The organism is Desulfosporosinus lacus DSM 15449 (genome assembly GCF_900129935.1).
Lineage (GTDB): Bacteria > Bacillota > Desulfitobacteriia > Desulfitobacteriales > Desulfitobacteriaceae > Desulfosporosinus > Desulfosporosinus lacus.
Genome location: NZ_FQXJ01000005.1, coordinates 141,723 through 165,429 on the forward strand (window position 1 = coordinate 141,723; position 23,707 = coordinate 165,429).

Here is a 23,707-nt window from a genome sequence, read left to right on the forward strand (position 1 = left end):
TAAGGCTGTGGGAAGATTCTGAACTTCCCATGTCGCGGGTAATAAAATTTCGGAGGTTTTTTAATGTTTAATGACAAAATTTTAGTTTGCAAAGATTGTGGTCGTGATTTTGAATTTACAGCTTCAGAACAAGAGTTCTATGCGGAAAAAGGGTTCACCAATGAGCCTGGGCGTTGCCCGGAATGTCGCGCTGCCAGAAAAGAACAGAATAGAAATAACAGTGGTGGCGGTTATTCTCGTCAACCTCGTGAAATGTTCCCAGCTATTTGTGCTACTTGTGGAAAAGAAACTACTGTACCTTTCCAGCCTTCCGGCGATAGGCCCGTATATTGCAGAGACTGCTACCAACCAAGATCACGAAACAATTGGTAAATATAGCACTTATCCTTTCATAAAAGTATAATGACAGATTATCATTTTTTATAACTAGTAAAAAATAGAATCCCTTCTCAGGCTCATGCCTAGGACGGGATTCTATTTTTATTTATCCAAAATGTCCAATTCTATAAGTTCATGATAAAGCTCTTTGCGTCGATCGGCCAAAAAGAAACTATCTCGCATAGAAGTACGCTCGGGGCGGCGAATATGGTTAATTCGCTCGGCCGAAAGGATGGCAGTATATATGCCTTCATTCCCAATTTGCGTCTGTTCAACTAGGTCCCCCTTTGGACCTATAACTAAAGTTCCGCCACTGAATTTCTTTGATTTCCCGTTACTTCCTACTAAATTACAGGCACCTATATAAACAGAATTATCATAAGCTCTTGCTCCAAGGTAACGTAACCAAAGCTCTTTTCGATCTCCAGCTACTAAAGGTGAAGCATGAGGCGCAAATAAGACCTCGGCTCCTTTGAGCGAATAAATTGCAGCCGTTTCGGGAAAGTGCCAATCCCAACAAATACCTACTGCGAATGAGGTACCGTGGGCTGAGAAAATCGGAAAATGATCTCCTGGAGAAAAGTACTCTAATTCACTCCGACCTAAATGTACTTTACGATAAACCTTAAGTTCCTCTCCAGGAGATAAGATAACCTGTGATATGTAAGGTCTATGTTCTCCTGATCTTTGCTCCACCATACCAACCAAGAGAGTTATACCTAAGTCCATTGAGCATTCTCTTAATTGCTTAACCCATTTACAATCCAAAGGGTTAGCAATTGCTGTTGCATCATGTGGCGAATACCCATCTAAAGCGCATTCCGGAAAACACAACAGCGAAATTTCCTGCTTTTGAGCAATTTCGGCTAAATGAGTTATGTTTTGTAAATTCCGTTCAGTCTCCCCTACCATAGACTCCATCTGAACGAGTCCAATCCGACAGTCCTGTTTCATATACTCTTGTACTCGCCCTTCCTTTTACTCACTCAATCAATCAAAATCTTATTCCAGATCCACTAATTCATTGTAATCCCTGCTTAGAACATCAGACAGCAACCTATGATCGTGAAGTAGGTTAATTAAGATACGTTCATCTTTAGTCTGTGTAGTTCGGGCATTAGTAAGGATACTAAGAGGGCGATAAATAGGTGCATCTTGAATTTTTAAAGTCTTAAATAACTTCTGGTCTCCTTCTCGACTTACAGTCAATGAAGAAATTATAGTTATCCCAAGCCCCGCAGAAACGAGCTGCTTAATCGCCTGAGTACTTCCGAGTTCCATTGCTACATTCAACTGCTCAGGATCGAGCCCTCTCTCTTGTAGAGCCATCTCCATTACCTTACGAGTTCCCGATCCATCCTCGCGTGTCACCAGGCGCTCATTTGGAAGTTCTGCAAGTGTAATGCTTTTCCTTGAGGCCCAAGGGTGAAAATTAGCAATTACGACTACCAACTCATCCTCCCAGAAATTCTCGACATTTAAATCTTTATGCTGAGGGACTGGTCCCTCAATTAATCCAATATGCAACTTCTTTTCAAGGACATCCTGGGAAATTGACTCTGTATTAGCAATCTTTACTTTAAAATCTACGTCAGGATGAGTTTTGAACAAAAATGCTAGAATATTGGGAAGTATATATTCTCCGATAGTTAAAGTGGCTCCGAGATATATCAACCCTCTCTGATCTTTTGCTAAAGCACTTATCTGTTCTTTTGCATTTGATAGAATGTCTAAAACACTGCGAACATGAGCATAGAAAATTTTTCCCTCTTTAGTTAAAGTTACACCTTTATTGGTTCGATCAAAAAAGCGGGCACCATATTGGTTTTCTAAATTTTGAATTTGCAAACTTATACTGGGTTGACTCATGTGCAACTTTTTAGCAGCTAACGTAATGTTTCTAGTTTCTGCAACCTCTTTGAAGACAAGAAGGTGTTGTTCCATGATTGTTGTATCCCCTTCCTAGATCTCTATATTAGCTCTCCATTTTAGTGCCTGTTATAAATATTTCCATTCCATAATATTCATAATCATAGTATATAAATAATCTATAATACCCAATACTGGTAAGTTTGGGTTTGTCTATTAATCATAAGGAAATATAATGATTAGACATTCTTACTCATCCAGAGACATGAATGATTCAATTTCAATTCTAAAATGAATGCTTATCTCTATTATAATATCATCCAAAGGACTTATTAGCCAGATATAGACTCATCTTTTCAAAAAAAAGGTTTAGAAATCTATTAATAATACTAAATTTATAATAAAAAAGCCTTCCATTTGGAAAGCTTATATATTGATTAGTATAGTCATTTTTAATACATAAAAACTAATGATTGTTTAAGGAGCGCATTAGCTTAATAACTTATCTGCCTGTGTCCACTTAGACATGTGATAATTTACAGCTATATTTATCATTCCTTCAGCCCATTCGGGACAGCCTAAAGCATGAATATGATTATATGCAGCAAATACATTTTTATAACAAATTCCATCATGCTGCCCATCAATTCCATGACCACGCTTAACAATTAACCCGAATTTTACATGAGGTGCTAAGTTAATCACTTTAGAGTTATGAAATTCATGCCCCTTAATTTCTGCCTTTTCCTCAAACCAGGACTGATCAGGATTGGTTTCCATAATCGTATAGCCATGCCCCTGCGGCTTACCTTCCATTTGTGTATCGAATGGCAGTAAACCAACCATCTCAAAGTTCTGAGAAGACGTCCGAATAGAGCGTCCAAGGTACATAAGACCACCACACTCTGCATAAATTGGCAGGCCATTTTCTCCTGCTATTCTAATGTCTCCACGCAAAGTTTCATTTTCCTCTAGTTTTGCTGCAAAAACCTCTGGAAAACCTCCGCCAATATAGAGCCCGTCAAGATCACCGGGAAGTTGATTATCTGAAAGAGCACTAATAGGAACCACTTCTGCTCCCAGTCCTTTTAATGCTTCAATATTTTCTGGATAATAAAAACTAAAGGCTGCATCCTGAATAATCCCGATTTTTGGTTTTAAACCTCTATTTTTTAAGGAGTATTCAACTGTTAAGTTAGGAACGATAGACTCCGAGCAACTCGGAAGTTCAGGTGCGCTTCGAGCTAATGTTAAAATTTTATCTAAATCGACATGTTCACTGATTACATCAGCAAAATAATCTAGCAATTTGTCTGTTTCATCAAACTCACCTTTCGTAACAAGTCCCAGGTGACGATCAGGGATACATAAGTTTACATCCTTCGGAATTGCACCTACTACAGGAATGTTGCAAAATTCTTCGATAGCTTCTCTAGCCATCTTCTCATGACGAACTCGGGCAACTTTGTTAAGAACAACCCCAACAATTTGAACGTCCGGATCAAAGTGCTGATATCCCATCACCATTGCAGCTATACTCCTAGTCATTCGAGTAGCGTCCACAACAAACAATACAGGTGTACGTGTTACCTTGGCTATTTCGGCAGTTGAGCTGCTTCCTTGTAAATCCAGTCCATCATAAAGTCCCATAGCGCCTTCTATAATAGTAATATTTTTTTCAACAGATTGATCAAATATGGATTTGCATATTTGATTTCTTTTCATGAAGAAAGAATCTAAGTTGCGGCAAGTATAACCGGCTGCCGCAGTATGCCAACTGGCATCAATATAGTCTGGGCCCTTTTTAAAGGGCTGTACTGCCATCCCTTGCCGTGCAAAAGCTCTGAGCAATCCCAAGGTGAACGTTGTTTTCCCACTTCGCCCCTGAGGTGCTCCAATTACTAAGCGAGGGACATTTTTGATATTCTGTTCATTTAGTGATAATGATAACATAATACCCACACCTTTCTTGGAGATTTTATTCAGGAGAGAATACGCAAGGCCTATCTCAGAATGGGGTTGGATAGAATAAAGATAAAATTGACCACCCTGAAACCCGTCCCCATAATGCAGATATGAATCAGCAGAAACAGGGACATCGGGCATTTAGGATGGTCTATAACGCATATGATAACAATCTTTATCTCTGGCCCATCAGAAGATTAGGTTTAATCTGGTGTTTGGACCTTTCCTTTTAGGCAAATAAAAGTTGTAGTAATATAGAGATATTCAACGAGGTCTTCAGCAGTAAGTTCCTTTACTGCGTTATCAACATCGCTTTTTGTCGCACCAATAGCTACTGCGACATCTCTACTCTTAGCTTTTTGGACTTTCGCAAGGTATTCTAGAACCTTTGCTTTGACTTCGGGATCTGCTGGTCCTCTTGCCATTTTAAATACCAACTTTCTAAATTTTTCCTCAGATTAGTACTTAAATGATGCTGAAGTACGGAATGTCTCTCTGGAGAAGATATAATCATCAATCAACATATCTGAGAACGGTAGCTCAGCCAAGCTGAAGAACTTCTCCCAACCAATCCGCTCAACCCACTCACCCACACGCTCACCTTTACGAGCGTTAGCAATCCAGAGTTCAATAATTTTACGAATTGCTTCAGTTGTCTCAGGCCAACGAGGAGCAGTGTTCGGCAGGAATGGAATGACCATACGTGAGAAACTCGGTGCTGAACGAGCATTGGAGGTTTTACCACCAATTAGAATCGCAATTCCATCGTTCTTAGGATCATATATTTCCATTCCTGGAGACATTGTATAGCAGTTACCGCAATACATGCATTTATCTTCATTGACAATAACGCTCTTGTTCTTAGGATCTGGACGAATAGCTCCTGTCGGACAGCTAGCTACGAGACTTGGAATCTCTGTGCCTTTGCGAATTACATCATGGTTGATACGAGGTGGAGTTCTATGAACACCAACGATCGCAATATCACTGCAGTGTGCAGCTCCACACATATTTAAGCAACAAGCTAAGCCCATTTTTAATTTAGCAGGGAGCTTCATGGTATTGAAATACTCATATAAATCATCCATAACGGCTTTAACAACACCTGAGGCATCTGTAGCCGGAGTATGACAGTGTACCCACCCTTGTGTGTGTACGATATTGCTTATGGAACGCCCAGTTCCACCAACACTTAGGCCTTCAGCTTCTAATTTCTCGAGCAATGGGTTAAGTTTAGCCTCGTCTGAAACTAAAAATTCAATGTTATTACGGGTTGTCCAGCGAAGGAATCCATCGCAATATTCATCAGCGATTACGCAAACGTCGCGGATAAAATCAATACTGACAAGACGAGGAGTACCCACACGTACACTGTATAGAGTTGCGCCACTTTCAGCAACATGCTTTAGTACACCTGGACTAGGAATCTCGTGATATTTCCACTGTCCATAGTTTTCTTGTACAATCGGAGGAAGCATTTTTTTATAATGCGGAGGTCCTTGATCTAAAACTGCCATTATTATCCACCTCTCGTTAGCTACTTATTTTTTTAATAATTAGAGTTTCGATCCATCGAGTGCCGTTCCACTTCTGTCAAGATCATCTTGATTCCAGAACACATATGGGTTTGCACGTGGGCGGAAGACCATTTGCGGTACAGGCTCGACTTCAATTCCCTGAAGGAATTTAGTCATTCCTAGACGATAAATAGTTTCACCGATCCGCTCGCGGGATTTACCGTGCTCATCCCACCACTCCCAAATACGACGCATGAGATCTTTAAATGGCTCGAAATCATCTTCTGTTTCCATCTTCATGAAAGGCACAATAACCCAAGACATGAAAGCAGACTGAACGATCGTCGATTTACCACCGATTAAAATGGTAGCACCCTTTTCTTTTCCTGCACGAATAGCTTTAGGCATCATATTAATGCAATGCATGCAACGTGTGCAATCTTCACCGACTACGCTGAGTTCTTGAGTCTCTGCATTGAACGAGAGACACTTGGTTGGACATTTGTCACAAACCATTTCTTGAATATCAAATTTATTAGCTACGTACTCTTTCACAGCGTCTTGGTCAATTCTTAAAGTATCGCGCCAAGTACCGATTACAGAGCAGTCAGAGCGAGCAATAGAAGAAGTACAGTCATTTGCACAACCGGAGAACTTAATCTTGCTCTTATATGGCCACATAGGACGATGAAGCTCATCCATGAATTCGTTCGTAACATTATAACATGCCTCTAAGGTATCATAGCAAGCATGTTCGCAACGGCCTGGTCCAACGCAACAGTTAGGAGTTCTTAGGCAAGATCCTGAACCACCAAGGTCAAATCCAGCTTCACTAAACTCGTCGAAAATTGGTTGAATTTGATCAGTTTTGCACCCTAAAAGAATTATATCTCCTGTAGAGCCATGCATATTGGTTAAACCGCTACCATGTTTCTCCCAAATATCACAAACTGTACGAAGTGTTTTCGTGTTATAGAACCATCCAGATGGTTGAAGTAAACGAATCGTATGGAACTCAGCAACATGTGGGTAAGTTTGAGGCTCATCGACATAACGGCCAATTACACCACCGCCGTAACCTCTAACTCCAACAATTCCACCATGTTTCCAGTGTCCTCTACGCTCTGCATAGGATCTTTCCAAGACTTGGAGCAACTCGCCTGCAGCTTCACTCTTCACCGCAGCGCGCTTAATTTCCGTCACAAAACTGGGCCATTTACCTGTTTCTAGCTCGTCCAGTAGTGGCGTTTTCTTTTCTGTCATGGCACACCCTCCGTCTTCTAGTTTATGGGATTACTTACATTTCAGTAATACTGATAGCACCAGTTGGACAAACTGATGTACAGCTTTCACAACCCATGCACTCTGATTCATCACCAGTTACATGAGCCTTGTCCTCACTAAAGCCAAGCAGGTGAGCTGGGCATCCTTCTGTACATGAGTCACATCCTGAGCACAGATCTTCATCGATTGATACAATAAACACAAATTACACCTCCTTAAACTATTAAAGAGAACAAACAAACATTGGACACTGGGAAACTTTTCACTTGTGTAAATTAACACTAGTCCATGTACTTAATTTAACACCTTGAGTTCCATTCGTACAATATATAATACAGATTGTACTATATCGAAAACTAATTATCAACAAGTTATAAAAAAGTAAGGATTTTTACTTAAAGTACGCTTTCGTGACCGAGATGCCTCCTTGGAGAAAAGCGACCTCTTTTAGTCCTTTTCCTTTGAGCATGCAGGCTGCTTCATACCCTCTAATCCCTAATCCACAAACTGTAACAATTAAGGAATCAGTTTGGATCTCTTCCCAACGATCCCGCAATTCACCTAGACTGATGACTACAGTCCCCTCGATTGGCAGAGGACTGGCTTCAACCTCTTCTAACTCACGGTCATCAAGAATATACAGTCTTTCGCCTGCTTGAAGGCGCTTTTGAACCGTTTCCGCAGTAATTCCTTTAGCTAACCCCAAACGCATATTTTCCTGGGTGGTAGCGGCATGAATCAGAACGTCAATAGCTGTGGCAAATGGCGGTGCATAGGCCAGATCCAGATCGATCAAATCTTCAACTTTGGCGCCAAACTTAAGGGCTGTTGCTAAAACATCAAGCCTCTTTACGCTCTCTCCCATGCCACAAACTTGGGCACCAAGCAAACGTCCACTCTCTTGCTCGGCAATTAATTTCGTCGTAATATTGGCGTGCATAGGGTAATAATGAGTAGAATCAAGCCCGCTGCTCACACTGGTTACAACATTGTATCCCTTTTCTTTGGCTTCTTTTTCTCCCAAACCAGTGCGCCCAATATTCAAGTCAAAGGCCTGAGGAACAGACGTTCCCTCGACTGGCGCAAAGCGTGTATCTATTCCCCCAATATGATCTGCTATAACCCGCCCTTGTTTGTTAGCTGTAGACGCCAAGGGAATATATACTGGTTCCCCAGTAATAAGATGGTGTTGTTCTGCACAATCTCCACCTGCATAAATAGCAGGATCACTTGTCATCATGTGCTCATCAACTTGAATTGCCCCAGTACTTCCAATCGTAATTCCCGCATTACTGGCTAAATCCACCACTGGACGCACTCCAGTTGCGATTACAACTGCTTCAGTATCAATGGTCCCTTGTTCTGTCACAACACGGCAAACATTGCCTTCCGCATCTCCTTCCAAAGCATTTACTCTGCAGGAAAGGCTAATATCAACCCCGCTCTCAATTATTTTGCTCTCAATAAGTTTAGCCATATCGACATCAAGCAGTTTCGGCAGAACTTGTGATTCGGCTTCGCATAACACAACCTTTAGTCGAGGGCTGGCTAAGGCATCCGCAGGCTCCATACCGATTAGGCCAGATCCCATAACTGTGACATGCTTAATTTTATTGGCTTTAATAAACTCCTTAAGTGTTTGGGCATCATGTGGATGATGAAGAGTAAAGACATGGTTTAAGTCTGCTCCTGAAATTGGCGGGATACTGGGTTTTGCACCTGTTGCGAGCACCAAATAATCGTAAGTGATCGAATCCTCCAGTCCTGATATCAGGTTTCGCGCTATAACCTTTTTCTCTTCTCGATTGATTTTTATTGCTTCAGTATGAGTAAGAACTGTGACATTTTTCTGTTTGCGGAAAAATTCTGTATCCCTCATCACACCATATGAAGTCATCATTAAATCATCTAATTTAGGTACCAACATACAGAGGTAAGCCACACCCTCAATAAGAGATAAGTCCACCTTTTTCCAGAATTGTAATCTCTGCTTCTTGGTTATTACGCCTTAATCGTGCAGCGACTTTAGGACCAATTGCCACTCCTCCAACTATGACTACTTTCAACTTTAAACTTTAAACTCTCCCTCCAATACTCGAGGTTCGAGGCTCGATGCACGAGGGTCGACCTCGAATTATTTTCTTTAAAAATATTCATATTAGAGTTCCTAATAATCTGAGCTTAGGAACTCTAATATGAATATAAATAAACCAAATTTCGAATCAATTCTAGAAGAATGGACCATTTCAGAAATTCTGAAATGGTCCATTCTAAAAACATCGATTACTATCGACAGATTGCCTATTCTAGAAACTCAAGGAAAGGTTTTTTCAAGCTCACAAGAGCATTTACCATAAGTTCAACTAAACCGCCATACTGAAGGTTGTACTTCTCGGTTGCATCGTAATGTTCAAGAAGACCTCTCATAGCCCCTTTGCAGTTAGAACAAGGAGCACAGATGTATTTAGGGGTTGAGGTATCCTCCATAGTTCCTTTAAATGCTCCAAGAATCTGGTTGAATTTCACCCGTGAAGCAACTTGCGTTCTAAACTCAGGGAAGTTAGCAGAATTCATGATAGCGAATCCGCTTCCTCCGCCACAACAATAGTTGTCTACACCATGGGGAGTCATTTCTCTAAACTGAGGACAAATAGCTTTAAGGACATTGCGTTGTGGTTCCACAATTCCCATTTGTCGCACGACATTACATGGATCGTGAAGAGTCACTGGAAAGTTATTCTTACTGGGATCAAGGATTAGACGTTTACTCTTAACCATATCCCAAAGAAGAGGTAAACAGCTTTCCACAGGAAGTCTATCAGTACCCATACGATCAGCTGTAATCATTGAAGCCTTATGGGCGTGACCGCACTCTGCCACTACTAGTCTCTTAACGCCAAAATCTTTGGCAACTTTCATCTGCATCGTAGCAATTTTCTTAGCCTGAACATCATCATACCAAAGACCGTAGTTTACGCTGTCATACCCCATGATTTCACTGCTAAGGGTCCAATTTAAGCCAGCTGCATCAAAGAGAATGGCGAAAGCAACGGGGTTTTCCGGCCAGGCCATAAACTCTCCGGCATTATGCAGCACTAAGATATCGGCACCTTTTTTGTCTACCGGGAATTTAAGTTTAATACCAAATTTTTCTTCAGTATCTTCCTCTAAAAACTCCAGAGTATCTAAAAAAGCTGGTTTACTTAACCCTGTTGATGAACCAGTTTTAATCTGCAACATCGTCCCTTTAGTATGAAGAGGAGTCGGGGCAATCCCCATTTCTTGGCTGAAAATCTTGCGAATTTCTTTCGTGAGGATGGCGTTATCCAATCCCAATGGACATGTTTGAGCACAACGACGGCAAAGATTACAGCGATAAGCTAATTCTCCCAGCCGAGCAATTGTTTCCCAATTCACATCGATATCTGCCCCTACAAAACCTCCAAGAAGCTTTCCGCTCGTCGTAAAATACTTCTTTACGATTTTTCGCAAAACCTCGGAGCGGTAGATCGGGCGATACAGTTCATTGTTTCCTGCTGCTGTATAGATATGACAGGCATCTGAACATGTATTGCATTTCGCACAGTATTCGAAGGACAATAACAACGGTTGCAGAACACCATTATTAGCATCGGAAAAGATTTTTTCTAAACCGCTGAGGAACTTTCGAACGAATTCGTCTTCTTCCTCTTTAGTTTTTGGGCGAGTCAGGGTATCAATTCCAATATAACCATCTAACGACGTACAATATTTCTCTTTCCAGGCAGGTTTAGGATCAGTCAAAGGGGACTCCATCCCTGGTTTATCATATGGCGCTAATAAAGGTATGAGATTGTCCAACTTGATTAGTTGCTCATCTGAACGCCCCATATCCTTTGGTCGTAAATCTTTTTGATCTAACATACTTTGATCCCTCTTTCCATAAAGTTAAGACACACGAATCAGAGTTATTTCTCGGGTGCGACGGGTGGCTTAATATGAGGAGCAGACCATGAGGTGGTCGGACGGAATGACGCTGCATTTTTCACTTGTTGCTCAACACCACTCCCTTTGAGATTCGGGTTATTATCCCATAGAACCTTATGGAACGTAAAATACTTGCCAACATAGTGGCTCATTTTGCTGATTGGAATATAAGTTAACATAATACCTACAAGGACAACATGTAAAGTGAGTAAGCCATCGGCAACAAAAGGCGTAAAAGTAACAAGGTTTCCAGTTACTTCCCTTGCATAGCCAAAGGATAAATCATTTCCCCATGTGAAAATTCCTGTAATGAGTGCAACAAAAATCAATAAAAGATTAAAATATTCTTGAGGAGTTGTGTATTTTTTCAACGTATTATCGAACGCTCTGCGAAGAAACAGCATCCCTGAACCCAAAGCACCCAAAGCAAGCCCGATATACCCAGTAACAATGGAAAGGTAGAAAACCAACAGCCCCAAAATACTTGAACTGTCAGCTGCGACAAGAATCCCATTGAGTTCAAACATCGCCCCTATGACCAATAAGATTGTCCAAGCCATTATCAAGTAAATTCCTAAATGCAACGCGTAAGAAATCCACCAGAAAGGACGCTGATTTTCAAATAATTTTTTAATAAAAATAATTTCTTTAAGCATTTCAATTATTTCTCTCATGTGAGAAACTTCATGTGGTTTACTCCACCAAGCCGTTTCCTCGTAGTAGGAGCCTCCGTGTTCATACCCCTTTTCTTTAGGGACAGGATAGAGATCCATTCTACCATGAAAGGGCATTCCTGCAAACTGATACGCTTTGTAAACAGATATTCCTAGGAAAAGAACAATGGATAGATACGCAATAATACTAAGAATCACAATCCCAACCTCCTTCTCTTGTTATCCATGCACACTTTATCTTAAGTGAGTTTGTATGGCTTGTAAAATTATCATTTCTCATTATACTATCGCAGAAATTGATGACTGTGTAAATTAGTACTTTCTAAGGAAAATAACAGTTTTATTACAATTTTCATTTAATTTTAAAATAATAAAGAGCATCTCCGAAGAAATACCTTGCAGAGATGCTCCTCATATTTTGATTAGTTTTTAAAAGATTACTCCTAGAGCGATGAGAATAAGGATAGCGATTGAGATTATGCCTACACCAATATAACTCCCTACACCACAGCCGACTCCGTATCCGTACATGAAAGCTCCTCCTTTCAAATCGACGAACAATTATGCTTGATTTTTACTAGAATACAATTCCCATTGCTATGAGCAGAAGGATAATAACCACTACAACAGCAATTCCGGATAACCAGTTAGGTCCATGTGCTCCTTCGACAACTCCACCAAATGCCATTTTATATTCCTCCACTTCCTGTAATTTATGGTTAATTTTCTTAATTTAATGTATGCATAGTGAGAAAAACTGTTACTAAATTATGGAAGTTTAAACTTGGCTTAAATCATAAATCTTTTGGAAACTTTATTATCCTATAGTTTTGGTATAACATATAATTGGTTTTTAAGTAAGCCGAAAAAAATTAGGAGGAAATCAATGAAAGCACTGATTACGTTAACTTCCAGTGAATCGAAACGACTAATCGCAAAAGGGATAAAAGGAATGTCCAGTATACAAAATGCAATGGAAAAGCATACTGTCATCGTGGCCGGCGGTACGACGAATGCTTTTGTAGCTGAAGAGTTACTTGGTATACAGCTTGAGGACAAAACCAGTTATACAATGGGTATCGTCACCGGAGGAGAGTTAGGAGTCAGTAAGTCTTCCAAAAAAATACCTCCCTATGTTATTGCTAACGGGCAGTCTCAAGAAATTTCTTGGAAAGATTGCTTACCTAAATTGCAAAGAGGAGACGTTTTTATCAAAGGTGGTAATGCCGTAGACCACACCGGCTTAGCAGCAGTAATGGTTTCGGATTCAATGGGAGGAACGATCGGAGCAGCTCAAGGGACCCTTTGTGCCCGAGGTATCGAATTGGTTGTACCTATTGGGCTAGAAAAAATGATTCCAGATGTGAGAGCAGCTGTTGAATTTATGACTAAATCTTCAGTCGACGAAGCGATTGGAAATAAGGTTGGCCTTATTCCAATGGTTGGAGCAACCGTTGTCACAGAATTGTCCGCTCTGGAAATTCTCTATGACCTTGAGGCACGATGTATTGCTTCGGGTGGAGTTGATGGTTCAGAAGGTTCTGTGACGATTGCTATTGAAGGGCTTGATGAAGAAGTTCAGCGGGCAATTCAGGACATAAAATCTTTAAAAGGTGAACCTCAAGTGAAAGTTCACTAGATTGATTAAACAAAAAGCTGTCTCAACAACTTCTTTTAGTTCTGAGATGGATAAGGATCAATAAATTAGTTTCCGACTAATACTATAGATGGTTGTTGTTTCATGAATGTTTTTACATCATAAACAACAACCATCTTTTTAACTTTTTTAATTATTTTAATTATTTCTCATATGGCTCTCTTGGCGGACGAGGACCAAAAAATTGAAAATAATGACATTCCAATCGGCCATTATAGAGCTTACGACTTTTATCCCAGCGTCGCCCAATTAACCTTTCCGGGAATTGGTAAGTAGTAAGCATATGAAGTGACCAGTCATATAATCGATTAAACGTTTCACCAAGTTCAAGATAAAGTCCTTCCACATCTTTGATATCCCCAAGCCGTTCACCATAAGGCGGATTAGCTATCATGTGTCCATATTTAAATCTGGACCTGACTTCTGCCACAGGTAATCGTTGAAAATGTATAACATCATCAACACCCGCCTCAACAGCATGTGTGCGAGCCAATGCCAGAGCATTAGGGTCAATATCAGAACCGTAGATATGTAATGGAGTATTGCGTTGCCAAAGATCTAAACCTTCCTGCCATGCCTCCTGCCAAAGCACTTTAGGAATACGCGGCCATTTCTCAGCTGCGAAGCTTCTTTTAAGGCCTGGCGCACGGTTTTGAGCTATAAAGGCTGCCTCAATGGGAATAGTTCCAGTTCCGCAAAAAGGGTCAATTAAGGTGCGATCCTTGTTCCAGAAGCTAAGCTGAATCATAGCCGCCGCTAAAGTTTCTTTAAGAGGTGCTTGACCGGCAAGTTCTCGATAACCGCGTTTATGAAGACCTGCACCTGAAGTGTCAATGGTTAATGTAACCTTATTGTTTAGCAAAGCAACTTCAATCTGATATTGAGGCCCAGTTTCTTCAAACCAACTTCGGCCGTACGTTTCTTTAAGGCGTTCAACAATCGCTTTTTTTACTATGGCTTGACAGTCTGATACACTAAACAGCTTCGATTTTATAGATTTTCCTTGGACAGGAAAATTTGCATCTTCTGGCAACCATTCTTCCCAAGCAAGAGCTTTTGTTTGTTGAAAAAGCTCTTCGAATGTCTGGGCTTCAAATGATCCCATTTTTAATAACACGCGATCAGAACTTCGCAACCAAAGGTTTGTTCTGCATATTCCCAACTCATCAGTTGTAAATGTGACTTTTCCATTTTCCACGACTAATTCTTCATACCCAATTTTTTTAAGTTCACGAGCAACAATGGATTCTAAACCAAATGCGGCTGTTGCAATCAGCTCAATTTTTGCCATCTGGATCAACCTCTCTCAATTCAAACGGTAAACCGCCATGTTTGACCGTAAAAATTCGCTTAAACTTTTCTTTTACTATCATAAGTTGTGTTTGTCCAAATGGCAAGTTAGTTAAGTGTCTATACTCTTAATTCTATTTTTAATGTTTGCCGTTATCTGCTCCATAAACTCTTGAAATTTTGAATTAGCTTCGTTTGATAGTAATACTTGACGGTTTCTTATACATGTAGTTTCCATTTCTTTAAGTTTTTCTTGTTTTTCTTTACTCAATTCCAATCCCGCCATTTGTTTCCCATGATATTCTTGTTTCACCTTTTGCAACAAACTTGCGAGCTTCCGTATTATGTAGGAGATCATGTTCTGCCTTTTTGAAATCTCGATACACAGTTGTTTGAGCAATAGCCTCTCCAAGTTCTGTACTCTTCTTTATAATCTCCTCAAGTTGATCCATATACATTATCCTTCTTAATGAGTTCGATAATCAGTTATGACTATTCTTAGCCAAGAGCATTACTTTTAACCATACTCACTAATTGCATCTACTTTTATCCCTACTGTCATAACTTCTAAGTTCTCATTTTCCTGAATATCTTCCGAAAATATGCCTGCCAAGGGCTGGGATACCCATACCCCTTCTTCATTTTTTAACAGTCTGCGTTTATTTTCTTCCACTTTCCACGTATCTTCAAGAATAGTTTCTGTAGATTGTTCTCTTAGCGACTCTTTCATAAGTTCTACAAGATGATTTAACATTGAATCATCATAATCTTCAAGGGCTACATTTACATATGCGCTCAGTGTTCTTATCATTAATAACCCTCTCTCTTTTAATCAATTCCGAGACACCCACTTCTTCAAGTGGGTGTTCCTTATTCTACTTCGGTGACGATAGTCTCCGGTGGAGAGTATCGCCGAAGCCGCCGTCCCAATAGGAATGCCTACCGGCGTAGGATAGAGTATCGCCAAGTGCCTTTCCCAATAGGAACACTTGGCGCGAAGGAGGTAGACTCCCCCACCGAAGTCTCGATGTTCAGCTTTAGCTGAACGAGTTCACTTGCCTGCCCGCAAATCGATTACTTCTATTACATATACACGTATTGTGAGAATCATCTATATCACTATAAATTCAATTCCCAATACATAAGAGACATGTTAGAGCATTTCAAGTAACATGTCTCTTTGTGTTTTCATTTTAGGTAACTAAATCAATTCAAGTCCAAAAAGTTAATAATAGCTTTATTAACCTGATCCGGCTGCTCTAGCATAGCCATATGTCCAGCCTCAGTTATAAGAGTTATGTTTGAATGTGGTAGTTCTTTGCAAAGGTATTTAGAGTATTTAGGGGGAGTCATTTGATCATCTTGCCCACAAATGACTAAAGTTGGGTTGTTGATATCCTGGACACGATCCATGATATTAAATTCATTACAAGCTTGTAAATCAGCCTGATAAACTTCGATTGGAACACTTTTCATTTCTTGAGTTGCTTTTTCTAGAATATCAGGGGAAATATTGCTTGAATAGCTGTATTTAACAATTTGGAGAGGGTGTTTACCCATAGATAGTAAATCTAAAAACGAAGAGCTTACTGGCAGTCTTGCCCCACTGCCGATAATAATTAATCCTTTAAGCGCTTCTGAATGTTCTAAACCCAGATCTAAGGCTATTACCCCGCCCATAGAATGCCCAACAATATAAAACATTCTTAACTCTAACGCTTGCGCAAAACCCCAAACAAATTCCCGATACCCGGTAATACTTTCAATTGCCGAACCTTCTGAACGACCATGTCCCGGAAGATCTGGGGCAATCAAATTGTAGCCCTCGATTCCGGCTAACTGACAGACCCAATTTCCGCTGGTTCCTCCCGCACCGTGGACAAATACTACAGTAGGGAGACCTGCCTGAAATTCACAACTTTGTCGATAATATGTACTCTTTCCTAAAATATTTATATATGGCACTATTTAATCCCCCTTACGTTCCTATATAATTTATTTGAAATTCTCCCAATATTCTAATTACTATATTTAGTAAGCATTATAATAACAGTTTAGTCAATAGTTTTTTTTCTTAACAATTATTATAGCTCAAATTCTTAAGTGATGGGGAATTGGCATTAGATTACGAAATTCGGGAAACATAAGTTAGTTTAACTCGTTCAACGAGAGTTGAACATCTAGCTCCCACTTGAGGGAGAGTCTTATGCTTGGATAAATTCAAATACATTTTCTTTTAAGAAAGGAGACGAAAACAGGTGGGCAATAAGAAAACGGATAAATCGAGAACTCATGCCGCCAACCTCGATGACAAACGTCCAAACTCAGATAATGATAAGAAAAAGGTTCCAACCAATACAACAAATAATCCCAAGAACCCCTTATAAGACTTTATAGCATTAAAAAGTGGCTGTAACAAACTCTGTTACAGCCACTTTTTTAGTTATCACTATTTCAGAAACCTTGACGTTGCGTTTTCAAGACTGATTCTCTGCTGCCTCTTTGGCTTTTTTCTGTTCCTGCTTAAATTCCGCACTTCTAGAATCATACTTAGCACTGGTATACCCTTTAGTATGTTTTTGTATTTCACCTGACTTTTTCATACTTACCTCCTCGAATCTTTATTCACTTCAGTACCTATGTTTAGTATGTTTCAGTAGTGTGAATATCATGTGCGCTTCAAAACTTCTGTCACCTTTTTGTCAATCAAAAAATATCATGCTAGCAGAGTATAAAAACTGAATATTTCCAGATAGAGGTGATCATATGAATTTAAGCTTTAAATTATCCCGATCTAATTATAGAAATCTAGTTATAGGAACAGATACAAAAATCCTACTAAAAAATGGTCAATACACAACAGCCATCAATTTTGATAACGCCGCTTCTACCCCGCCTTTTGTTTCAGTTATGGAGGAAATAAATCACTTTGCTCCCATGTATTCATCCATTCATAGGGGCACAGGTTATAAATCACAGCTTTCTTCTAAAGTCTTTGAAGAAGCACGATCAATTGTTCTAAAGTTCGTTAATGCCGATCCCTCTCGAGATACTGTTATTTTTGTCAAAAATACCACTGAGGCAATTAATAAATTATCCTATCGTTTATGGGATGGAAACAAAAGAAGTGTTATCTTGTCAACCTGGATGGAACACCATTCTAACGATCTTCCGTGGAGAAACAAGTTTCAAGTTGACTATGTTCAGACAGATTCCTCTGGAAAATTGAGTCTCGATGATCTAGAGAGCAGATTAATCAAGCACAAAGGCAATGTTAAACTTGTAACAGTCACTGGAGCATCCAATGTCACAGGGTATGTAAATCCAATACATAAAATAGCTGAGTTAGCTCATCGCTACCAAGCAAAAATACATGTTGACGGAGCGCAATTGGTTCCTCATAACTCTGTCAACATGAACCCCAAAAATGCGCTTCAAAGCATTGACTATCTGACCTTTTCAGGGCATAAGATGTACGCACCTTTTGGAACCGGAGTACTTATCGGTCCACAAGAAACCTTCAAAAAAGGAATCTCTGAGTATGTAGGAGGAGGTACAGCCGAAACTGTCACTCACGATTGGGTAGTATGGGAACTTCCTCCGCATAATGAAGAAGCAGGCACCCCCAATCTAATGGGTGTGGTCGCTCTGGCAGCAGCGATTAAGACACTGACCACATTAGGTATGAAAAACATCGACCAATATGAAAACCAGCTTACAAACTATGCCAACTCAAAACTAAGATCCATTCCGGGTATAACAGTCTATTCCCATACGGACACAGGTGAACCTCGAATCGGCGTAATCCCTTTTAACGTTAACGGTATTGCCCATGAACAAGTAGCTACAATTTTATCCAATCAGGCAGGAATTGCGGTTAGAACCGGTTGTTTTTGCACCCAGCCCTATATTCAAAGACTGTTATCTATCTCCCCAAGGCAAATGGATTTATTCAGAAAACGCAGAGACATTCCCCGACCAGGCGTAGTTCGTCTAAGTTTTGGATTGTACAACGATTTCAGTGAAATAGATGTTCTGATGCAATTATTAGAAAGAATCAGCAAGCACCCAACATCTTACATTTAATCAACTAATATAAATACCTATTTCTACTAATAATAGGATTTATATGACGATCATAAAGGGGTGCACAAATTGAACAAGAGAATGAACCTATTAATGTTTAGCGGCGATTATGATAAGGCTCTAGCAGCACTTATACTAGCCAATTCCGCACGAGAGCTTGAGGTAGATGTGACTATGTTCTTCGCGTTTTGGGGGCTTTGTCTCGTTCGCGATCCGAAAAAGGGAAGCTCAGATGATAAAACTCTCTACGAAAAAATGTTTGGAATGGTCACTCCTAAAGGGCCTGAAGAGTTGCCCCTATCGCGCATGAACATGGCAGGTCTGGGAAAACAAATGCTTCTAGAAATGATGGAAGATGATAAAGCTCCTTCTCTGACAGACTTTCTCAACGGAGCTCGAAAAAAAGGAGTCAAATTTTACGGATGTAAGCTATCTGTTGATGTTATGGGCTTTAAAGAAGATGAATTACTTCCGGAAGTTGAAATCATTACAGCCAAAGAGTATTTGTGCGATGCTCTTGAATCAGACATGCAACTCTTTATTTAGTTATTTTGTTTTTATCCCCAAAGCTTTTTTGGCCAGCCGGTCTACGTAATCGTTAAACTGATCTCCGCTATGACCGGCAACCTTTTTAAACTCATACAATCCATGGTGCGTTCGCATAAATTCAACATAAGCTTGAGTAAACTTATTTTTTGCTTGCCAGTCTCCAGTCACCCAAAGAGAAATACCAGAATAGTCATGATAGATACGGATACGTGCGTTCAGCGACTTGGCTTTTTCGACAGCATGAAGTACTGCGGCAATTTCGCCCGCAACATTTCTCATACTAGCTGCTTCAAGGTCTTCCCCTATCCCGAAACTTTCGAGAACGACTTCACCATCCTTGACAAAGGCATAGCCATAAGAATACTTGCCATTTAAATAACTTCCATCGGTATATACTTCAAAGTCAACGTTACCAATAGATGATGTTAGCATGCCTGCATTGTTGCTGTCTCTAGGATCCTTAGAGACTCCTCCATCATTTTGCCACTCAAGTGCTTCTGCTTTCGTTTCAAAGCCTTTAAAAAGAGCTCCCTTATATCCCTTTACTGAGGCTTGACATTCGGGCCAGTTATTAAAAATCCCAAGTTTATGCCCGCTTTTAACAACGTAATAATTTTTTTTCGCCAAAGCTGTTCCCTCCAAAAGTGAATAAGTTCTCTTGTCTTTTACTCTCCAGCACTAAGCTGTAGGCGGTGGCCAGACCATGACTCGAACAGGATGTTCGAGGTTAGTAACACCGAGTCATGAATGACAAGGTGGCAATTGTTCTTTCTGACTGAAGCGTTATATAATCTTAAATAAGCTTAACCTATTAAGATACAATTATAATCGTTTTCTATCCAAATGTTAAATATGGTAAGCAAAAAATACAAAGCTATATTACTAAATCTTAGAACTCAAAATAATATCTTAAGCATATTGTGTAATTAGAAGGAATATTCGAATTATTGTTGAAATTATATCTAGGAGTCAATCACTTCCGGCCTTAACCCTTTATAAACAAAAAATAATCTAGAAGGAGGAGTATCTATGGAAACTTATCGGGTAAAGGTTGGCGCAAAAGGAGAAATCGTATTACCTGTAGAACTGCAAGAACTCTTTGGACTGGTAGCAGATGATACTTTAGATTTGTGTGTCGATTCAGAAGGTAAAGTTTTTGTCCGAACTGCCGAGCGCTCAGTCCGACCGCTTTCAGATTTCTTTGAAGACTTAATTGTAAGTGATTTGCTTGCAAAGGGATGCAGTGGAGACTGTCTTAAAAACAAACTCTTGGAACGCAAATTAAAACTAAGCACCGTACTCGACCGTTTATCAGAAGAAGCGCACAGGGCACATAAAAATGGTCAATCGATTAAGTGGTGGGAAGCTCAAGCTTTAACATCGCTGGGTATTCAAAAAGGCCACAAAGGACTGTATCACGTGATGATCACTACCCGCGGTGTCCATGACCTGGTTGTTCTCCGTAAAGAAGAGCTTAGAGAAATTCCAGCAGTGTTCGAAAGCTTAGAACAAGACCCGTTTGCTTTTAAGCGACTCAGAGGACCGTATTATGAGACTTATCGTGTCTCTTTCCGCAGTGGAGCAAAGGAACACAGAGTCATTTATACCGTCTTTGCTGAAGAAAATCTGATTGTAATCTTGACTGTCGGAGCTCGCGAGGTCATCTATGATCGGCTTAATGGTATAGCTTGATCGGTGCTCGATGTATTATATCGTGATTCAAACTTTAACTTCTTTTCCGAAAACAAATGACAATGAATTTTGGACATGAAAAGACAGCCCGAAGATGCCTTCGGGCTGTCTTTTCATATTGAAGTAACAACTGAGGAAAATCCCACAATCCTGAGAAGGTTAAACTCTAACAGCCTGCACATTCTTTGTCACAGGAATGATCACTCAGGTTACTTCCAAATAACCTAATGCCTTTAGTTGTCATATCTTCAACTAAAGCGGCCACCTTATCTAACTGTCCAAAAATACTTCTTGAAAGTACTTCTGCTCTACTGTAAGATTCCTGAGCTCTTACTTGTTGATTAGCTTTAACTGCTTCTATACCTATTTGCCCGATTCTATGAAACTCATTATGAAAAGCCTCGATTTTTTCCCAGTCTTCTGCAATTATGGAATTCGTTATTTGAACAGCATGATAAAAATGACCAAAAGCACATTTACTTCCATCCGTTTGTAGCGGATAAATCGCCATATCATCAACCATTCGTCTGAAATTATCTAACCAATTGGCATGGGCTTTTTTAGCATCTGAAATAGTATCTAAAAATTCTTGATTGTTTAAGGCATTACTGCTACCCTTCAGAGAATTCATTTGTTCTCTAACAATAGTAGAGATTTCATCATCGATCTTAGCAATTTCCTTTGCAGATTCTGCACTTGCTAAGGCATCTCTATGAATTATTTGAGTCATCATAGTTAACTCTTCAGCATCACGGCTAGAAACATCCATCGCTTGATTAATCTCGCTCGTGGCAGTTTTTATACCTTCCATTGATTGATTAATGAATTGTACATCGTTAATCGTCGTTTTTAGCATTTCTACATTTTTTCCCATAGTGTCTGTAATATTATCAATCTTAAGACTCATTTTTTTCGTTAATGCCATCGTATTATTCATACTTTGTTTGCCTTCTTTAGCAGCTGTTTGAATATTACCCACAAAAGACTTCATACCTTCCAGACTTCTTTTCGTATCGTCAGCCAATTTCCTAATTTCTTCAGCAACTACAGAAAAACCACGACCATTTTCGCCTGCCCGCGCTGCTTCGATAGAAGCATTGAGAGCAAGTAGATTGGTCTGCTCAGCTATATCTCCAACACCTTGAACTATCTCATTGACTCTATTCGCCATTTCTACCAATTGAGCAATTTTTTCGCTCATAATATTGGCATCAAGCATAACCTTATCTTTCAATTCATTTACTTCTGTGAGTTGATTAAGACTTAGATAGTTATTCTGAACAAGATCTTTAGAGGCGTCCGATAATTGAGATAGTGTAGTGGAAGTTCTCTCTACTGTTGAATTCACCTCGCTCATTCCTGCGTTAGTCTGCTCTACGACAGCAAGATTAGATTCGCTCAACAACGACATTTTTTTAGCAAAGTCAATCAACTGATGTGCTATATGTGACATGTTGACGTCAAAGTTACTTAAGGTTGCTGCAATAGTTAACAACTTTTTTGATGATAATGCCATTTGTCGTTCATTATCGAAAAGCTTAATAAAGTAACTAATCATCTTTCTATGGATCGGATATTCAACCTTTGGTTCAACCGCATTTATACCCTGTAACTTCTCCTCTACATAGTTAAATATAAAAGTAGATTCCTCACATGGTGGTTTCTTAGAAAATAAATTTAATACATTCCCTACCCTGCTTCTCATTTTACTTCCTATCTCCTTTTTTTAACCTCATTGTTCGTAATTGCGGTTTGAGTCCCTTCGAAACTTATGGGATAATCAACCACAATTATAATACTATCTATTAATTCTCCATCCTTCTTAAAACTCCTCCTTTATAGTAATAATTATTTCTTATAATTTATTTAAAAATCGGAAGTTCTTTTTTATATTTATTAATATTAAATGAAAACTGTGTTGAAAAAAGGTGGGCAATTTGCATTGAGAGATATTCTTTAAAATGATAACTAAAAAGCTAGTAACCTTTATCTACCAAGCAAAGGTTACTAGCTTTTATATTAAGTAAAAAAACCTAGGATGTGTCCACTTCTTACCTTAATATACGTTTCGCCGCTGCAATCGTAGCCGGAGACTCCTCCGTCCAAGGGGCTTTTTCATAGTTACCCCACAGCCCCGTTATTTCCCAACCGGTCTCCTTCAAGGCCTTTTTTAAAATAGAACTAGTTATGGGAAACAAAACGTTAACTCCAGATATAACTTGCTTCGTGTCCGGAAACTTGATCTTCATGGAAAAATCGAGTTTCCCATCCGGTCTATGGGTGTAGTAGCGATAAAAGGCAATCTGAGAGGTCTTAATAATTGGCAACTCTATGATTTGATTGGCCAAAATTCGGTCATAGTTAACTGTTTGCAATAAAAGGTGGGTTCCCTTTTCCCAGAACTGACCTAAAACTTGATTCAACTCAGTTTCCCCAGATACGTGTGCCAGTGTATTTCCTAAACATAAGATTCCCTCAAATTTTTCCTGAATTAACTGCAGGTCTCGCATATCTGCTATGGCGAATGAAGAGCTGCTTTTCCTCTCTTGGGCCTTCCTTTTAGCAATCTCAATCATCTCATCGCTTAAATCTACACCGAGCACTCGCACGCCGGTTTGACTTATTTCTAAGGCAGACGTCCCTGTACCGCATCCGATGTCCAATACCGAGCTTATATTATCTTGTTTCAAATAATCATGCAGGAACATTTTCTGCGGTTCCTTCAGCGGGAATATTTCATCATAGTGTTCGGATAAGGCACGGTAAAAATCCATCTCAGT

Annotated in this window: 23 protein-coding genes and 1 pseudogene; 6 read left to right on the forward strand and 18 right to left on the reverse strand. The window is 39.7% G+C overall.

The genetic code is table 11. The annotated features are described in order from the left end of the window. The first annotated feature begins 63 nt into the window (after positions 1-63). The gene (locus tag BUB11_RS07630) at positions 64-372 is read left to right on the forward strand and encodes a zinc-ribbon domain containing protein (RefSeq protein ID WP_073029107.1); all 309 of its coding nucleotides are present in this window, start codon (positions 64-66) and stop codon (positions 370-372) included. Positions 373-480: 108 nt separating this feature from the next. Here the strand turns inward: BUB11_RS07630 and BUB11_RS07635 are convergent, their stop codons facing one another. The 10 genes from BUB11_RS07635 to BUB11_RS07680 all read right to left on the reverse strand — a co-directional run bounded on the left by BUB11_RS07635 (position 481) and on the right by BUB11_RS07680 (position 11,851). After that, entirely contained in the window at positions 481-1,332 is an 852-nt protein-coding gene (locus BUB11_RS07635; protein ID WP_073029110.1) for a nitrilase-related carbon-nitrogen hydrolase, read from the reverse strand. Positions 1,333-1,380: 48 nt separating this feature from the next. Next, positions 1,381-2,322 (reverse strand): LysR family transcriptional regulator, encoded by a 942-nt coding sequence (locus tag BUB11_RS07640; RefSeq protein ID WP_200797885.1) that lies wholly within the window; start codon positions 2,320-2,322, stop codon positions 1,381-1,383. A gap of 414 nt (positions 2,323-2,736) precedes the next feature. After that, positions 2,737-4,200 carry a cobyrinic acid a,c-diamide synthase CobB gene (locus BUB11_RS07645; protein ID WP_073029408.1) on the reverse strand — a complete coding sequence of 488 codons (1,464 nt, stop codon included), beginning with the start codon at positions 4,198-4,200 and terminating at the stop codon, positions 2,737-2,739. Positions 4,201-4,415: 215 nt separating this feature from the next. Further along, complete coding sequence (locus BUB11_RS07650; RefSeq protein WP_073029409.1) at positions 4,416-4,637, reverse strand: hypothetical protein; 222 nt, start codon at positions 4,635-4,637, stop codon at positions 4,416-4,418. A gap of 33 nt (positions 4,638-4,670) precedes the next feature. Next, positions 4,671-5,729, reverse strand: a complete 1,059-nt coding sequence (gene dsrB / locus BUB11_RS07655) for a dissimilatory-type sulfite reductase subunit beta (protein WP_073029113.1) — start codon at positions 5,727-5,729, stop codon at positions 4,671-4,673. Between the two features lie 39 nt (positions 5,730-5,768). Then, positions 5,769-6,992 (reverse strand): dissimilatory-type sulfite reductase subunit alpha, encoded by a 1,224-nt coding sequence (dsrA, locus tag BUB11_RS07660; protein WP_073029115.1) that lies wholly within the window; start codon positions 6,990-6,992, stop codon positions 5,769-5,771. A gap of 34 nt (positions 6,993-7,026) precedes the next feature. Beyond that, positions 7,027-7,215: an ATP-binding protein gene (locus BUB11_RS07665; protein ID WP_007784269.1), complete on the reverse strand. Its 189-nt coding sequence runs from the start codon at positions 7,213-7,215 to the stop codon at positions 7,027-7,029. Between the two features lie 189 nt (positions 7,216-7,404). Then, on the reverse strand, positions 7,405-8,940 hold the full coding sequence (locus tag BUB11_RS07670; RefSeq protein WP_242947488.1) for an FAD-dependent oxidoreductase: 1,536 nt from the start codon (positions 8,938-8,940) through the stop codon (positions 7,405-7,407). Positions 8,941-9,314: 374 nt separating this feature from the next. Further along, a complete protein-coding gene (locus BUB11_RS07675) occupies positions 9,315-10,916 on the reverse strand; it encodes a (Fe-S)-binding protein (RefSeq protein WP_073029116.1) in 1,602 nt (533 codons plus the stop codon). Positions 10,917-10,960: 44 nt separating this feature from the next. Continuing rightward, positions 10,961-11,851, reverse strand: a complete 891-nt coding sequence (locus BUB11_RS07680) for a respiratory nitrate reductase subunit gamma (RefSeq protein WP_073029118.1) — start codon at positions 11,849-11,851, stop codon at positions 10,961-10,963. A gap of 688 nt (positions 11,852-12,539) precedes the next feature. Here BUB11_RS07680 and BUB11_RS07685 point away from each other — a divergent pair. Then, the gene (locus tag BUB11_RS07685) at positions 12,540-13,292 is read left to right on the forward strand and encodes a hypothetical protein (protein WP_073029120.1); all 753 of its coding nucleotides are present in this window, start codon (positions 12,540-12,542) and stop codon (positions 13,290-13,292) included. A 160-nt stretch (positions 13,293-13,452) separates the two neighbouring features. On the opposite strand, the gene BUB11_RS07690 is transcribed toward BUB11_RS07685, so the two are convergent. The 4 genes and pseudogenes from BUB11_RS07690 to BUB11_RS07705 all read right to left on the reverse strand — a co-directional run bounded on the left by BUB11_RS07690 (position 13,453) and on the right by BUB11_RS07705 (position 16,565). After that, positions 13,453-14,601: a THUMP domain-containing class I SAM-dependent RNA methyltransferase gene (locus BUB11_RS07690; RefSeq protein ID WP_073029121.1), complete on the reverse strand. Its 1,149-nt coding sequence runs from the start codon at positions 14,599-14,601 to the stop codon at positions 13,453-13,455. Positions 14,602-14,712: 111 nt separating this feature from the next. Then, positions 14,713-15,058: pseudogene (locus BUB11_RS29055) on the reverse strand (YlbF family regulator). A gap of 59 nt (positions 15,059-15,117) precedes the next feature. Continuing rightward, positions 15,118-15,411 (reverse strand): hypothetical protein, encoded by a 294-nt coding sequence (locus BUB11_RS07700; RefSeq protein WP_073029123.1) that lies wholly within the window; start codon positions 15,409-15,411, stop codon positions 15,118-15,120. Positions 15,412-15,806: 395 nt separating this feature from the next. Further along, a complete protein-coding gene (locus BUB11_RS07705) occupies positions 15,807-16,565 on the reverse strand; it encodes an alpha/beta fold hydrolase (protein WP_073029125.1) in 759 nt (252 codons plus the stop codon). Between the two features lie 293 nt (positions 16,566-16,858). Here BUB11_RS07705 and BUB11_RS28715 point away from each other — a divergent pair, with 293 nt between their 5' ends. Next, positions 16,859-16,987 carry a hypothetical protein gene (locus BUB11_RS28715; RefSeq protein WP_282433986.1) on the forward strand — a complete coding sequence of 43 codons (129 nt, stop codon included), beginning with the start codon at positions 16,859-16,861 and terminating at the stop codon, positions 16,985-16,987. A 90-nt stretch (positions 16,988-17,077) separates the two neighbouring features. Here the strand turns inward: BUB11_RS28715 and BUB11_RS28720 are convergent, their stop codons facing one another. Beyond that, on the reverse strand, positions 17,078-17,203 hold the full coding sequence (locus BUB11_RS28720; protein WP_282433987.1) for a hypothetical protein: 126 nt from the start codon (positions 17,201-17,203) through the stop codon (positions 17,078-17,080). A 163-nt stretch (positions 17,204-17,366) separates the two neighbouring features. Here BUB11_RS28720 and BUB11_RS07710 point away from each other — a divergent pair, with 163 nt between their 5' ends. Both BUB11_RS07710 and BUB11_RS07715 read left to right on the forward strand, forming a co-directional pair. Further along, complete coding sequence (locus BUB11_RS07710) at positions 17,367-18,686, forward strand: aminotransferase class V-fold PLP-dependent enzyme (RefSeq protein ID WP_073029127.1); 1,320 nt, start codon at positions 17,367-17,369, stop codon at positions 18,684-18,686. A gap of 69 nt (positions 18,687-18,755) precedes the next feature. Then, entirely contained in the window at positions 18,756-19,232 is a 477-nt protein-coding gene (locus BUB11_RS07715) for a DsrE/DsrF/DrsH-like family protein (RefSeq protein ID WP_073029129.1), read from the forward strand. Here the strand turns inward: BUB11_RS07715 and BUB11_RS07720 are convergent, their stop codons facing one another. Next, positions 19,233-19,862, reverse strand: coding sequence for a ribonuclease H1 domain-containing protein (locus BUB11_RS07720; protein WP_073029130.1), 630 nt, complete (start codon positions 19,860-19,862; stop codon positions 19,233-19,235). It abuts the gene before it with no gap. 402 nt (positions 19,863-20,264) lie between these two features. On the opposite strand from BUB11_RS07720, the gene BUB11_RS07725 reads away from it, so the two are divergent. Continuing rightward, entirely contained in the window at positions 20,265-20,927 is a 663-nt protein-coding gene (locus BUB11_RS07725) for an AbrB family transcriptional regulator (RefSeq protein WP_073029135.1), read from the forward strand. 166 nt (positions 20,928-21,093) lie between these two features. Here the strand turns inward: BUB11_RS07725 and BUB11_RS07730 are convergent, their stop codons facing one another. After that, positions 21,094-22,632 carry a methyl-accepting chemotaxis protein gene (locus BUB11_RS07730; protein ID WP_073029137.1) on the reverse strand — a complete coding sequence of 513 codons (1,539 nt, stop codon included), beginning with the start codon at positions 22,630-22,632 and terminating at the stop codon, positions 21,094-21,096. Between the two features lie 346 nt (positions 22,633-22,978). Further along, positions 22,979-23,701, reverse strand: coding sequence for a class I SAM-dependent methyltransferase (locus BUB11_RS07735; protein WP_073029139.1), 723 nt, complete (start codon positions 23,699-23,701; stop codon positions 22,979-22,981). Between the last annotated feature and the right edge of the window lie 6 nt (positions 23,702-23,707).

Bases quoted from the DNA above. Each gene is read 5' to 3' on its own strand.
- BUB11_RS07630 (WP_073029107.1), top strand. From the start codon at position 64: ATGTTTAATGACAAAATTTTAGTTTGCAAAGATTGTGGTCGTGATTTT.
- BUB11_RS07635 (WP_073029110.1), bottom strand. From the start codon at position 1,332: ATGAAACAGGACTGTCGGATTGGACTCGTTCAGATGGAGTCTATGGTA.
- BUB11_RS07640 (WP_200797885.1), bottom strand. From the start codon at position 2,322: ATGGAACAACACCTTCTTGTCTTCAAAGAGGTTGCAGAAACTAGAAAC.
- BUB11_RS07645 (WP_073029408.1), bottom strand. From the start codon at position 4,200: ATGTTATCATTATCACTAAATGAACAGAATATCAAAAATGTCCCTCGC.
- BUB11_RS07650 (WP_073029409.1), bottom strand. From the start codon at position 4,637: ATGGCAAGAGGACCAGCAGATCCCGAAGTCAAAGCAAAGGTTCTAGAA.
- dsrB (WP_073029113.1), bottom strand. From the start codon at position 5,729: ATGGCAGTTTTAGATCAAGGACCTCCGCATTATAAAAAAATGCTTCCT.
- dsrA (WP_073029115.1), bottom strand. From the start codon at position 6,992: ATGACAGAAAAGAAAACGCCACTACTGGACGAGCTAGAAACAGGTAAA.
- BUB11_RS07670 (WP_242947488.1), bottom strand. From the start codon at position 8,940: ATGTTGGTACCTAAATTAGATGATTTAATGATGACTTCATATGGTGTG.
- BUB11_RS07675 (WP_073029116.1), bottom strand. From the start codon at position 10,916: ATGTTAGATCAAAAAGATTTACGACCAAAGGATATGGGGCGTTCAGAT.
- BUB11_RS07685 (WP_073029120.1), top strand. From the start codon at position 12,540: ATGAAAGCACTGATTACGTTAACTTCCAGTGAATCGAAACGACTAATC.
- BUB11_RS07690 (WP_073029121.1), bottom strand. From the start codon at position 14,601: ATGGCAAAAATTGAGCTGATTGCAACAGCCGCATTTGGTTTAGAATCC.
- BUB11_RS07700 (WP_073029123.1), bottom strand. From the start codon at position 15,411: ATGATAAGAACACTGAGCGCATATGTAAATGTAGCCCTTGAAGATTAT.
- BUB11_RS28720 (WP_282433987.1), bottom strand. From the start codon at position 17,203: ATGAAAAAGTCAGGTGAAATACAAAAACATACTAAAGGGTATACCAGT.
- BUB11_RS07710 (WP_073029127.1), top strand. From the start codon at position 17,367: ATGAATTTAAGCTTTAAATTATCCCGATCTAATTATAGAAATCTAGTT.
- BUB11_RS07725 (WP_073029135.1), top strand. From the start codon at position 20,265: ATGGAAACTTATCGGGTAAAGGTTGGCGCAAAAGGAGAAATCGTATTA.
- BUB11_RS07730 (WP_073029137.1), bottom strand. From the start codon at position 22,632: ATGAGAAGCAGGGTAGGGAATGTATTAAATTTATTTTCTAAGAAACCA.
- BUB11_RS07735 (WP_073029139.1), bottom strand. From the start codon at position 23,701: ATGGATTTTTACCGTGCCTTATCCGAACACTATGATGAAATATTCCCG.